Source organism: Pseudomonas shahriarae (assembly GCF_014268455.2).
GTDB classification, from domain to species: Bacteria; Pseudomonadota; Gammaproteobacteria; order Pseudomonadales; family Pseudomonadaceae; genus Aquipseudomonas; species Aquipseudomonas shahriarae.
In genome coordinates, this window is the sequence record NZ_CP077085.1 from 668,026 (window position 1) to 680,588 (window position 12,563).

8 protein-coding genes are annotated in these 12,563 nt (G+C 62.4%); 4 read left to right on the forward strand and 4 right to left on the reverse strand.

Annotated features, from left to right (window positions below; translation table 11 throughout):
- The first annotated feature begins 309 nt into the window (after positions 1–309).
- The 3 genes from putP (at position 310) to HU773_RS02980 (ending at position 4,729) form a co-directional block, all read left to right on the forward strand.
- The gene (gene putP / locus HU773_RS02970; RefSeq protein WP_057958108.1) at positions 310–1,794 is read left to right on the forward strand and encodes a sodium/proline symporter PutP; all 1,485 of its coding nucleotides are present in this window, start codon (positions 310–312) and stop codon (positions 1,792–1,794) included.
- A gap of 188 nt (positions 1,795–1,982) precedes the next feature.
- Positions 1,983–4,019, forward strand: a complete 2,037-nt coding sequence (locus HU773_RS02975; RefSeq protein WP_186625796.1) for a type VI secretion system Vgr family protein — start codon at positions 1,983–1,985, stop codon at positions 4,017–4,019.
- Positions 4,019–4,729: a DUF4123 domain-containing protein gene (locus HU773_RS02980; protein ID WP_057958110.1), complete on the forward strand. Its 711-nt coding sequence runs from the start codon at positions 4,019–4,021 to the stop codon at positions 4,727–4,729. Before HU773_RS02975 ends, HU773_RS02980 begins: the two co-directional genes overlap by 1 nt.
- 1 nt (position 4,730) lies before the next feature.
- Here HU773_RS02980 and HU773_RS02985 read toward each other — a convergent pair whose 3' ends face one another.
- A complete protein-coding gene (locus HU773_RS02985; RefSeq protein ID WP_057437305.1) occupies positions 4,731–5,999 on the reverse strand; it encodes an O-acetylhomoserine aminocarboxypropyltransferase/cysteine synthase family protein in 1,269 nt (422 codons plus the stop codon).
- A gap of 252 nt (positions 6,000–6,251) precedes the next feature.
- On the opposite strand from HU773_RS02985, the gene HU773_RS02990 reads away from it, so the two are divergent.
- Positions 6,252–7,088: a 23S rRNA (adenine(2030)-N(6))-methyltransferase RlmJ gene (locus HU773_RS02990; protein ID WP_057958111.1), complete on the forward strand. Its 837-nt coding sequence runs from the start codon at positions 6,252–6,254 to the stop codon at positions 7,086–7,088.
- A gap of 96 nt (positions 7,089–7,184) precedes the next feature.
- On the opposite strand, the gene msrA is transcribed toward HU773_RS02990, so the two are convergent.
- The 3 genes from msrA to aceF all read right to left on the reverse strand — a co-directional run bounded on the left by msrA (position 7,185) and on the right by aceF (position 12,557).
- The gene (gene msrA / locus HU773_RS02995; protein WP_057444633.1) at positions 7,185–7,832 is read right to left on the reverse strand and encodes a peptide-methionine (S)-S-oxide reductase MsrA; all 648 of its coding nucleotides are present in this window, start codon (positions 7,830–7,832) and stop codon (positions 7,185–7,187) included.
- 67 nt (positions 7,833–7,899) lie between these two features.
- Positions 7,900–10,590, reverse strand: coding sequence for a putative bifunctional diguanylate cyclase/phosphodiesterase (locus HU773_RS03000; protein WP_057958112.1), 2,691 nt, complete (start codon positions 10,588–10,590; stop codon positions 7,900–7,902).
- A gap of 314 nt (positions 10,591–10,904) precedes the next feature.
- Positions 10,905–12,557, reverse strand: a complete 1,653-nt coding sequence (aceF, locus tag HU773_RS03005) for a dihydrolipoyllysine-residue acetyltransferase (protein WP_057958113.1) — start codon at positions 12,555–12,557, stop codon at positions 10,905–10,907.
- Between the last annotated feature and the right edge of the window lie 6 nt (positions 12,558–12,563).

Genomic DNA, 12,563 nt, shown 5'->3' on the forward strand with positions numbered 1-12,563 from the left:
TGAATATTGGTGCATTTGCTTCTGGATTTGGCTGTTCTTGCTCCGAAAAGGAGCAAAAAACCGCCGTTTGCCGAAAAACGCGCCAGGGTGCAACTAATTCTCACGAAACTGGTTGCACCTTATTTGCTTTGTTGAATAGCATTCACGCCCAAGGTGCAACCAACCCTAGGGTTCGGTTCATCGGCTGATGGCTTTCCTGGGGAAACGTCAGTCATAAATGCGCGGCACGCAGCTTCGTCTACACACTACTCGGTTGTAGATGGCCTGACAGACCGCCGCTACATAAAAACAAAGCCAGGGCGTAACTCAATGAGCGTAAGTAATCCAACCTTGATCACATTTGTGATCTACATCGCGGCAATGGTGCTGATTGGTCTCATGGCCTATCGCTCCACCAATAACCTTTCCGATTACATCCTCGGTGGTCGCAGCCTCGGCAGCGTCGTCACCGCACTCTCGGCTGGCGCTTCGGATATGAGCGGCTGGTTGTTGATGGGCCTGCCAGGTGCCATCTACATGTCGGGCCTGTCGGAAAGCTGGATCGCCATCGGCCTGATCGTCGGTGCTTACCTGAACTGGCTGTTTGTGGCAGGTCGCCTGCGCGTGCAGACCGAACACAACGGCGACGCCCTGACCCTGCCGGACTACTTCTCCAGCCGTTTTGAAGACAAGAGCGGCCTGCTGCGGATTATCTCGGCGGTAGTGATCCTGGTGTTCTTCACCATCTACTGCGCTTCTGGCATCGTGGCCGGTGCCCGTCTGTTCGAAAGCACCTTCGGCATGTCCTACGAGACGGCGCTGTGGGCCGGTGCTGCGGCGACGATTGCCTACACCTTTATCGGTGGTTTCCTGGCAGTAAGCTGGACAGATACCGTACAAGCCACCCTGATGATCTTCGCGTTGATCCTGACGCCCATCATCGTGCTGCTGGCCACCGGCGGTGTCGATACCACCTTCCTGGCTATTGAAGCGAAGGATCCAACCAGCTTCGACATGCTGAAAAACACTACCTTCATCGGCATCATCTCGCTGATGGGCTGGGGCCTGGGCTACTTCGGCCAGCCGCACATCCTCGCGCGTTTCATGGCGGCGGATTCGGTCAAGTCGATTGCCAAGGCGCGTCGCATCTCCATGGCCTGGATGATCCTGTGCCTGGCCGGCACCGTGGCCGTAGGTTTCTTCGGTATTGCCTACTTCTCGGCACACCCGGAAGTGGCCGGTCCCGTGACCGAAAACCCAGAGCGTGTGTTCATCGAGCTGGCCAAGCTGCTGTTCAACCCTTGGGTTGCTGGCGTGCTGCTGTCGGCCATCCTGGCTGCCGTGATGAGCACCCTGAGCTGCCAGTTGCTGGTGTGCTCCAGCGCCCTGACCGAAGACTTCTACAAGGCGTTCCTGCGCAAGGGCGCTTCCCAGCTTGAGCTGGTATGGGTCGGCCGGATCATGGTGCTGGTGGTTGCGTTGATCGCCATCGCGATGGCTGCTAACCCAGAAAACCGCGTACTGGGCCTGGTGAGCTACGCCTGGGCCGGCTTCGGCGCCGCGTTCGGTCCTGTGGTCCTGATCTCGGTCCTGTGGAAAGGCATGACCCGCAACGGCGCACTGGCCGGTATCCTGGTCGGCGCGATCACCGTGATCGTGTGGAAACACTTCGAGCTGCTGGGTCTGTACGAAATCATCCCAGGCTTCCTGTTCGCCAGCCTGGCGATCTACTTCGTGAGCAAGATGGGCGCCCCGACTGCCGGTATGGTTGAGCGCTTCACAGCTGCCGAGAAAGACTACAACCTCAACAAGTGAGGCGTTCATGCAGGCCTTGATGGCCTGCTGAACTGAAAGCGGCCCGCATCCCTGGATGTCGGGCCGTTTTTTTTGGGTGCGACGATGGAGCCTGCGTTGTAGGGATTAACTGAATTGCCTGCAGCGTACGCAGCTCGGCAAATGGCTGGTGCAGAATTCCAGGCCCTCCACTTGCAGAGAAACACCGGATGTTCGCTCCTGCCAATCAAAGTGCGTTTAGCCTGACTGTCGATGGCCAGCCCAGTGACCTCAAGGTCCTGGCGTTCAAGGGCGAGGAGGCTATCAGCCAGCCCTATCGTTTCGATCTTGAGTTGGTCAGCGAACAGCCGGACCTGGATCTGGAAAACCTCCTGCACCGCCAGGCCTTTCTCGCCTTTGATGCCCAGGGCCATGGCATCCATGGGCAAATCCAGCGGGTCGCGCAAGGTGACTCGGGCCGGCGCCTGACCCATTATCAATTGAGCCTGGTGCCGCAGTTGGCCTATCTGCAACACAGTGCCCGGCAACGCATTTTCCAGCACAAGACGGTGCCGCAGATTGTCAGCCTGGTGCTGGAGGGGCAGGGCATCCAGCGCGATGCCTTTGAGTGGCGACTGGGCGCGACCTATCCCGAGCGCGAGTACTGCGTGCAGTTCGATGAAACCGACCTGGCATTTATCCAGCGGCTGTGCGCCGAACTGGGGATTCACTATCACTTTCAACACCGGCCGGACGGGCATCTGCTGGTGTTCGGCGATGATCAGACGGTGTTTGCCCAGGCAGCCCAGCCGACGGGCTATGCGCCGGGTTCGGGCATGGTGGCGGCGGCGCCGGTGATCAAGCGTTTCACGGTGCGCCTGGAGGCGCGGACTACCGGGGTCAACCTGCGCGACTATGATTTTCGCAAGCCGCGTCTGGTGCTGGAAAGCGCCGCCCTCGGCGAGCAGCTACCGCCGCTGGAGGCCCAGGGCTACCCTGGGCACTTCACCGACCGTACCCATGGCAAGCACCTGGCGCAGCGGGCGCTGGAGCGTCATCGCAGCGACCAGCGGCAAGCCTACGGCGAGGGCGACCAGACGGCGCTGGTCAGCGGACAGTTCCTCACACTGGCCGACCATCCGCGCCAGGCATGGAATGGCCTGTGGCTGGTGACGCGGGTGATCCACCAGGGCCGGCAACCGCAAGTGCTGGAGGAGTCTGTCGGCGCGATGGATGAGCAGGGGTATCGCAACGAGTTCTTCGCCACGCCCTGGGACGTGCCGTTTCGCCCGCCGCTGCCTGCGGCGAGGGCGCCGGTTGCAGGCTTTCAGAACGCTGTGGTCACCGGGCCGGTCGACAGCGAAATCCATTGCGATGAGTTTGGCCGGGTCAAGGTGCAACTGGCCTGGGATCGCCACGGCCAATACAGCGAACATTCCAGCTGCTGGCTGCGGGTTGCCAGCGCCTGGGCCCACGAACACTACGGCAGCGTGGTGATCCCGCGGGTGGGCATGGAAGTGCTGGTGGGGTTCGTCAACGGCGATGTCGATATGCCGCTGGTGGTCGGCTGCCTGGCCAATGGCGCGACGCCAGTGCCCCTCGACCTGCCCGCGGACAAGACCCGCAGCATCTTCCGCAGCCAGAGCAGCCCAGGGGGTGGTGGCTATAACGAGCTGCGCATCGAAGACCGCAAGGGCGCCGAGCAGATCTACCTGCGGGCCCAACGCGACTGGACCCAGCACGTGCTCCACGATCTGCGCCTGCAGGTGGATCACCAGCGGCATGTGCAGGTAAGCGGCGAGTCGCACCACGAGTTGCACGGCGAAGAGCAGCGGATTACCCACGGCAACCGGCTGACGGAACTCAAGCAGGACGATCACCTGGTGATCGCGGGGCAGCAACAGGTGCAAGTGGCGCGTTATTCGTTGCAGGCGGGCGAGCAGATCAGCCTCGGCGCAGGCCAGCAAATGGTGGTCGATGGCGGCGCCAGCCTGACGCTGCAGGCCGGTGGGCAATGGATCACATTGTCGGCCGGGGGGATTTTCAGCAGCACACCGATCCAGTTGGGCGGTGCGCCGTCGGCTGCCACGGCGCCATCACCCCTGCGTCCAGGGGTTCAGGAAACCCTGCTGGCGGTGTTGGCCGCACCGTTGAGTGCCGCACAGGTGTTCAGCTTCAGGCGCAGTGCGCCGTTCTGTGAGGAGTGTGAGCGCTGCAACAATGGCGTCTGCGACACTCCGCAGCATCGAGTGGGGGGCTTGCGCTGATGACCCCCCGTGAGTGGCTGGCCCAGGAGCCGCTGCAGGACGGCGAGCAGCTGTTTGTCATCCTGGCCAGTACCAGTGAGTGTCAGCCGGTGGCGGCCTGGCGCCAGGCAGATGGCGGGCCATTGAGCCCGGTGTGGGCCGGCAGCGAGTACGCCGCCTGGGCTGAGGTGATGCCCTATGTGGCATTGGTCAGCGAGAGCAGTGGGTTTCTCGACTGGGTGGCCGAATGCGCGGCTACCGATTGGGGTTGGTTGGCCATTTCCTCCAGCCCGCTGCCCACGGTGGTCGAACATCTCGCCAGCCTGACCAAGGTGCGTTTGCCCGAGGGGCAGGAAGTGTTTTTCCGCTTCTGGGATGGTGGCTATCTGCTGCCGATCCTGCAAGGGCTGGGGCCTGGTGCGGGGGAGGTGCTTGCGGTATTTCGACGCTACTGGATCAACGGCCAGCTCCAGGAAGTGCCGGCCACGGGAGTGGGGGCGGCGAGGAAAAGTCCCTGGTGGGAGGTGCCCCCCACGCTACTCAAGCAGCTTGGCGAACAGTCCAGCGTGACCCTGGTGGATAACCTGCTGCAATGGCTGGCCCAGGAGCATCCCGACGTGCACGACGCCTTCGCGCCAGCGACCTTGCAGCACAAGGTCGCGTACTTTGTGCGCCCACCTTACGCCGGGCAGCAGGCATTGATTGCCTACCTGGCCGGCGAGCGGGGTTGAGTCAGGCGTTCAGTGACTGCTGCAAGTCATCGAGCAGGTCCTCGATCGCCTCGATGCCCACCGACAGGCGGATCATCTCCGGACGTACGCCGGCCTTGGCCTGCTCCTGCTCGTTCATCTGCCGGTGGGTGGTGGACGCTGGGTGGCAGGCCAGGGACTTGGCGTCGCCGATATTCACCAGGCGCTTGAAGATCTGCAGCGCATCGTAGAAGCGCACCCCGGCGGCATAGCCGCCCTTCAGGCCGAAGGACAGGATCGCCGAGGGTTTGCCCTGCATGTACTTTTGCGCCAGATGATGGTGCGGGTGATCCGGCAGGCCGGCGTAGCTGACCCATTCCACCTGCTCGTGGGCCTGCAGGAACTGTGCGACTTTCAACGCGTTCTCGGTGTGGCGCTCCATGCGCAAGGCCAGGGTTTCCAGGCCTTGCAGCAGCAGGAAGGCGTTCATCGGGGCCAGGGCGGCACCGGTGTTGCGCAGCGGCACGGTACGGGCACGGGCAATAAAGGCTGCGGGGCCGAATTTCTCGCTGTACACCACGCCATGGTAGGCCGGCTCGGGTTGGTTGAGTCCGGGGAATTTCTGCGGGTAGTCGGTCCAGGGGAAGGTGCCGCTGTCGACAATCACCCCGCCCAGGGAGTTGCCGTGGCCGCCGACATACTTGGTCAGGGAATGCACGACGATATCCGCGCCAAACTGGATCGGCTTGCACAGGATCGGCGTGGCGACGGTGTTATCCACCATCAGCGGTACGCCGCGGGCATGGGCGACGTCGGCCAGGGCCTGCAGGTCGACGATATTGCCCGCCGGGTTGCCGATGCTTTCGCAGTACACCAGCTTGGTGTTGTCGTCGATCAGCTCGGCGATGGCCTCGGCCGAGTCGTTGCGGGCGAAGCGCACATCAACGCCGAAGCTCGGCAGCAGGTGGGCGAACAGGGTGTAGGTGCCGCCGTACAGCTGTGGGGTGGACACGATATTGTCGCCGGCGCGGGTCAGGGCCTGGATGGCATAGTGAATGGCCGCGCTGCCCGCCGACACGGCCAGGGCCGCGATCCCGCCTTCCAGTGCGGCCATGCGCTGTTCCAGCACGTCGTTGGTGGGGTTCATGATCCGCGTGTAGATATTGCCGGGTACGTCGAGGTTGAACAGATCGGCGCCATGCTGGGCGTTATCGAACTCGAAGGCGACGTTCTGGTAGATCGGCACGGCGACCGCCTTGGTGGTCGGGTCCGATTTGAAGCCGTGGTGCAATGCGATTGTGGCGTCTTTCATGGTGGATACTGACCTCCCTGGATTGTATGGGGCAGCCCCGGATAAGGTAGGAGCTGGCTTGCCTGCGATGGCATCAGCGCAGAGTACGGGTAATACCGCGTCGCCTGCATCGCGGGCAAGCCCGCTCGCACATAACTCGCTAGAACGTTTTCGCTGCTGTTCCTACATTTGCGACATAAGCACCGCCCGGCATGCAGCCCTGCACCTTTGCCCGCGTAAAAGGTAAACTTCGCCCCCTGCGCAGGAGCAACCATGAATTATCGTCACGCCTTTCACGCCGGCAACCACGCCGATGTCTTCAAACACCTGACCTTGACCCGCCTCATCGCCCTGATGTCGCGCAAGGAACAGCCGTTTGCCTATCTCGACACCCACGCCGGGATTGGTCTGTATGACCTGCAAGGCGACCAGGCCAACCGCACCGGTGAATACCTGGAAGGTATTGCCCGCCTGTGGGGCGAGGCGGACCTGCCGGCGCTGACCGCTGACTACATGCGGGTGCTGCACGAGATGAACCCGGATGGCCAATTGCGCTATTACCCTGGTTCGCCAGAACTGGCGCGACGCCTGACCCGCCCCCAGGACCGCGTGCTGCTCAACGAAAAACACCCGGAAGACGGCGTGTTGCTCAAGGACAACATGAAGGGCGACCGCCGTGTGAAGGTCCATCTGGGCGAAGGCTGGCATGTGCCACGGGCCTTGCTGCCGGTGCCGGAAAAGCGCGCGCTGATGCTGATCGACCCGCCGTTCGAGCAACTCGACGAGATGCAGCGTTGCGCCGCCTCCCTCAAGGAAGCCGTGGGCCGCATGCGCCAGACGGTCGCCGCGATCTGGTACCCGGTCAAGGACCAGCGCATGTTGCGCCGTTTCTACCAGGACCTGGCCGGCACCGGCGCGCCAAAGCTGCTGCGCGTGGAGTTGCTGGTGCATCCGCTGGATACCCCCAACACCCTGACCGGTTCGGGCCTGGCGATTGCCAACCCGCCGTGGGGGCTGGAGGAGGAGTTGCGTGAGCTGCTGCCGTGGCTGTCGAAAAAACTGGGGCAGACCCAGGGTGGGTGGCAGATGGATTGGCTGATCGCCGAGTAACGGCATCGCTCTTTAGAGTGCTATCGCGGGCAAGCCCGCTCCCACATGGTGATGTGATCCCATGTGGGAGCGGGCTTGCCCGCGATGCTTTTGACGTCAGATCGGGCAGGTCACGCCAGTACCGCCGATCCCGCAATAACCCTGGGGATTCTTCGCCAGGTACTGCTGGTGATAGGCCTCGGCGAAGTACACCGTGGGCGCCTCGTCGATTTCCGTGGTGATCTCGCCCAGGCCGGCCTTGGTCAGTTCTTCCTGATAGGCCTGTGCACTGGCCTTCGCAGCCTCCAGTTGCTCAGGCGTGGTCGCGTAGATCACCGAGCGATACTGGCTGCCAATGTCATTGCCCTGGCGCATGCCCTGGGTTGGGTTGTGCAGTTCCCAGAACATTTTCAACAGGTCTTCGTACTTGAGTTTGGCCTGGTCATACACCACCAGCACCACTTCGCTATGGCCGGTCAGGCCCGAGCAGACTTCTTCGTAGGTCGGGTTTGGTGTGAAGCCGCCGGCGTAGCCGACCACGGTGCTGACCACGCCGTCGCGCTGCCAGAATTTGCGTTCTGCGCCCCAGAAACAGCCGAGGCCAAAAATCGCAAACCCCACATCGTCCATAAACGGGCCCAGCAGCGGGTTGCCGTTGACGAAGTGCGTCTCGGGCAGATTCATCGGGGTTTCACGACCAGGCAGGGCTTGTTCGGCAGTAGGCAGCACGTTTTTATTCACCAGGATTTCCGAGCGCAAGACCATGATCAGTCCTCTCGTCAGGTTGAGTTAACAGTTCAGACCACCAGTGTGCCCGAGTGTTACAGCGCTGTCAGGCGATTGGCCCGCGTGGATAGCGTTTGAGCCTGTCCAGCAACTCGGAGCCGGGGATTGGCCGGTCGAACAGGTAGCCCTGGCCGACGTCGCAGCGATGGCGGCGCAGGAACGCCAGTTGCTCGGCAGTCTCGATGCCTTCGGCGACCACCTTGAGCTTGAGGTTGTGCGCCATGGCGATCACCGCCGAGGTGATTTCCATGTCGTCCTGGTTGTCCGGGATTTCATGGATAAAGCTGCGGTCGATCTTGATGATGTCGATGGGGAATTTCTTCAGGTAACTCAGGGACGAGTAGCCGGTGCCGAAATCATCCATGGCCAGGGTCAGGCCGAAACTCTTCAACTGATCCAGTTGCAGGCGCGTGTCCTCGGTGGCTTCCAGCAGCAGGCCCTCGGTCAGCTCCAGCTCCAGCAGGTTGGCCGGTAGCTGTTCTTCCTTGAGGATGCTGGCGATGGATGCCACCAGGTCCGGGTCGGAAAACTGCTTGGGCGACAGGTTGATCGCCACCTGCAAGTTGCCCATGCCCGCGGCGCTCAACTGCTTGCTCATGCGGCAGGCCTGGCGCGCGATCCATTTGCCGATGGGGATGATCAGGCCGGTCTCTTCGGCGACGCTGATGAACTGGTCCGGACGGATCATGCCCTTTTCCGGGTGGTTCCAGCGCAACAGCGCCTCCATGCCGAGCAGGCGCCCGCTGCGCAGGCACAGCTTGGGCTGGTAGAACACGTCCAGCTCGTTCTGGGTCAGGGCGCGGCGCAGATTGTTTTCCACGAACAGTTTGTAACTGGCCTCGGCATTCAGGGTTTCGGTAAACACCTGCACCTGGTGCTTGCCGTTGGCCTTGGCCTTGTGCAGCGCCAGGCCGGCGTTGCGCATCAGGGTCTGTGGGTCGCGGCCATGCAGCGGGGCGCAGGCCAGGCCCACGGAGCCGGTGACGCTGATCAACTGGTTGTCGACGAACATCGGTTTGTCGAGGGTCATCAACAACTGGCAGGCCATTTGCTGGCCGACTTCAAGGTCGGCGTTGTCGAGCAGCACCGCAAATTCGTTACTGGCAAAACGCGCCAGGCTGCCGCCGGCATTGAGGCTGTTGCGCAGGCGCCGGGCAAGGCTGATCAGCAACTTGTCGCCGGTCTGGTGGCCGAGGCTGTCGTTGATCCGCTTGAAGTTGTCGATATCCACCAGCAACAGGCTGATGGGCGCGTCGCTGTCGCGGGCGAAGCGTTCGTCGAGGTTGCGGATAAACGCCGGGCGGTTGCCCAGGTTGGTCAGGTTGTCGGTGTAGGCCAGGCGCTCGATACGCTGCTGGGCCAGCTTGGCCTGGGTGATGTCTTCGTAGATGCCGATGTAGTGGGTCAGTTCGCGATTGTCGCCATACACCTTGGAAATCGACAACTGGCCCCAGTACGGTTCGAGGTTTTTGCGCCGGCTCTTGAACTCGCCCTGCCAGCTGTTGCTTTGGGCCAGGCTGGAGGGCGCGTCGAACAGCAGTTCGCTGAGGTTTTCCAGGGCCGGCAATTGGGCCAGGCGATGGCCGTGGACTTCTTCGGTGCTGTACTGGGTGATTGCGGTAAAGCTGGGGTTGACGTACTCCACTACGCCGTCGCAATTGACCAGCAGGAAGGCGTTGGCACTTTGCTCCACGGCGCGCTGGAACAGGTGCAGGGCGCTGGTGGCGGTGCGACGGTTGTGGTTGTTGATGACCTGGGCGAACTGGTCGGCCAATTCACCGGCAAAGGCAATTTCATCGGACAGCCAATCTCGGGTGCAAGTGCTTTGTTCCAGGCACAGCACGCCCACCACCTGGCCATCCACGCGGATACTGGCGTCGAGCATGGCGTGGACTTCCAGGGGGCGCAGGCTTTCGGCCATGTCCCGGGTGCGCGGATCGCGCAGGGCATTGCCGGCGTCGATGGCGCGGCTGCTTTGCAGGGCTTCCAGGTAGTCCGGGAAGCCGCTGGCATCAATCGGCAAGGGCAGATGGTGCTGCTGGTCGGCGCGGTGAAAAGCAGAAATCGGCACCAGTTGCTGGCCTTCGAGGTTCCAGATACTGGCACAGTCGATCTGGTAGATATCGCAAGCACTGCGGGTGATCAGTTCGGCGGCTTCTTGCAGGGAATTGTTGGTGCTGTAGCGCTGGCGGGCCAGCAGCAGGATCAGCTCCTGCTGGGCGCGCACCCGCTCCAGGTGCTGTAACTGTTCCTGTTGTGCACGCTGGTTGAGCTCCAGGGCGATCTGCAGGCGGCTGTTCTGGTCCTCCAGGTCGGCGGTGGGCATCGGCGCCAGGTTGCTGAACAAGCCGTCTACCACCATCAGGTAGCCGCGTAGCAGGTGGCGATTGTGCTGCTTGTAGGCCTCGCCGACCTCCAGCAGGCTCAACTGGCCGTCGTTGGTGTGCAAGGTGTAGCGCACCAGGTAGTGGGGGCTGGCGGTTAGTTGCTGCTGGATCGCGTCATGCAACTGGTAGCGTGCCTGGGGCTCCATCAGGCTGGCGTAGGGCGAGCCGATCAGCGAGCACAGCTCTACGGCGGGCAAGCCGAATTGGCGTTCACAATTGGGGTCAAGGTACAGCAGCGCCCAGCTGGCCTCATTCAGCCGCTCGAAACGCAGCATACCGAGGCGCGAAGGCACCGGTAATTGCGTCACGACCTCGGCCGCCGTTCGGGCGACATCGGGTTGGCTTTTCATGGGGGAGCTCGCTTGGAAAAATGCGCATCGCGCTGGGCTATCGCCCTCTTTATTGCTGTCTGCGGCAAGGTTGCATCATGCAGCACGGACTGACAAGAGAGGATGAAGGCTAAGTGCTATAAGTGGGTTATCGGCCGTGCAGCGGATTTCTACAGTCGCAATGATGGACGGTTATCCTGCGTGGCCTTTGTAGGCGCCTGGGCAATTGAGGCGGGCAAAAAAAGCCCCGCCAAATTGGCGGGGTTGAGGTACGAGCGTGGCGCTCGGAAATCGTTGCAGCCAGGCCTCCCCGGTGAAGGGGAGGCCGCTGCCGTTTACAGCAGGATGGTGCGGATGTCGTTCAGCAACTGGCTCAGGCGCTGGGTGAAGCGTGCAGCGGCCGCGCCATTGATCACGCGGTGATCGTAGGACAGCGACAGTGGCAGCATCAGCTTCGGCTGGAAGGCCTTGCCGTCCCACACAGGCTGGATAGTGGCCTTGGAAACACCGAGGATCGCCACTTCCGGCGCGTTGACGATTGGCGTGAAGCCAGTGCCGCCAATGTGCCCGAGGCTGGAGATGGTGAAGCAGGCACCTTGCATGTCGTCCGGAGTCAGCTTCTTGTCGCGGGCCTTGGCAGCCAGTGCAGCCGCTTCGGCAGCCAGTTGCAGCAGGCTCTTCTGGTCGACGTTCTTGATGACCGGTACCAGCAGGCCATCCGGGGTGTCGACGGCGAAGCCGATGTGCACGTATTTCTTGCGAATGATCGCCTTGCCGCTTGGTGCCAGCGAACTGTTGAAGTCCGGCAGCTCCTTGAGCAGGTGCGCGCAGGCCTTGAGCAGCAGTGGCAGCACGGTCAGCTTGACGCCAGCCTTCTCGGCCACGGCTTTCTGCGCAACGCGGAAAGCTTCCAGGTCGGTGATATCGGCCTGGTCGAACTGAGTCACGTGCGGAATGTTCAGCCAGCTGGCGTGCAGACCGGCTGCGCCGATTTGCATCAGGCGCGTCATCGGCACTTCTTCGATTTCGCCGAAGCGGCTGAAGTCTACGGTGCGGATCGGCGGAATGCCCGAGCCACCGGTAGCAGTGCCGGCAGCCGGAGCTTCCTTGGCTTTTTGCATCATGGACTTGACGTAGACCTGCACGTCTTCCTTGAGCACGCGACCATGTGGGCCGGTAGGGCTGACAGCGCTCAGCTCGACGCCGAATTCACGGGCCAGTTGACGCACGGCAGGGCCGGCGTGAGCCTTGGCACCACTTGGCGCAGGGGCAGCCGCCGGGGCCGGTGCGGCCTCGGCTTTTGCCGCAGGAGCCGGGGCGGCGGCAGCCGGTGCAGCTTCAGTCTTGGCGGCCGGAGCAGCAGCGGCAGCGGCAGGCGCCGGAGCAGCAGCAGGCGCAGCGCCTTGTACTTTCAGCTTGAGGATGAAGTCACCAGTGCCGACTTCGTCTTCGAGCTTGACCGCGATGCTTTCCACTACGCCGGCAGCCGGCGATGGGATTTCCATGGAGGCCTTGTCGGACTCCAGGGTGATCAGCGACTGGTCGGCTTCGACGGTGTCGCCGACTTTGACCAGCAGCTCGATGATCTTGGCCTTGCCCGACGAGCCGATGTCCGGGACGTGAATGTCCTGGACAGTGGCAGCGGCCGGAGCTGCGGCCGGGGCAGCAGGCGCCTCGGCAGCAGCAGGTTTTTCGGCGGCTGGTGCCGGTGCAGCAGCGGCAGCAGGCGCCGCCGCCGGGGCCGCATCAGCGGCACCTTCGATTTCAAGCTCCAGCAGTTCGTCGCCTTCTTTCAGGCGGTCGCCCAGCTTCACTTTCAGGCTCTTGACCACGCCGGCCTTGGGAGCAGGGATTTCCATGCTCGCCTTGTCCGACTCCAGGGTCAGGATGCTCTGGTCGGCTTCGACGGTGTCGCCGACCTTTACAAACAGCTCGATTACTTCACCTTCACCGCTGCCGATGTCAGGTACGCGAATGAGTTCGCTCACAAAAAG

Coding starts and splice junctions, on each gene's coding strand:
- putP (WP_057958108.1), top strand. CDS start 310: ATGAGCGTAAGTAATCCAACCTTGATCACATTTGTGATCTACATCGCG.
- HU773_RS02975 (WP_186625796.1), top strand. CDS start 1,983: ATGTTCGCTCCTGCCAATCAAAGTGCGTTTAGCCTGACTGTCGATGGC.
- HU773_RS02980 (WP_057958110.1), top strand. CDS start 4,019: ATGACCCCCCGTGAGTGGCTGGCCCAGGAGCCGCTGCAGGACGGCGAG.
- HU773_RS02985 (WP_057437305.1), bottom strand. CDS start 5,999: ATGAAAGACGCCACAATCGCATTGCACCACGGCTTCAAATCGGACCCG.
- HU773_RS02990 (WP_057958111.1), top strand. CDS start 6,252: ATGAATTATCGTCACGCCTTTCACGCCGGCAACCACGCCGATGTCTTC.
- msrA (WP_057444633.1), bottom strand. CDS start 7,832: ATGGTCTTGCGCTCGGAAATCCTGGTGAATAAAAACGTGCTGCCTACT.
- HU773_RS03000 (WP_057958112.1), bottom strand. CDS start 10,590: ATGAAAAGCCAACCCGATGTCGCCCGAACGGCGGCCGAGGTCGTGACG.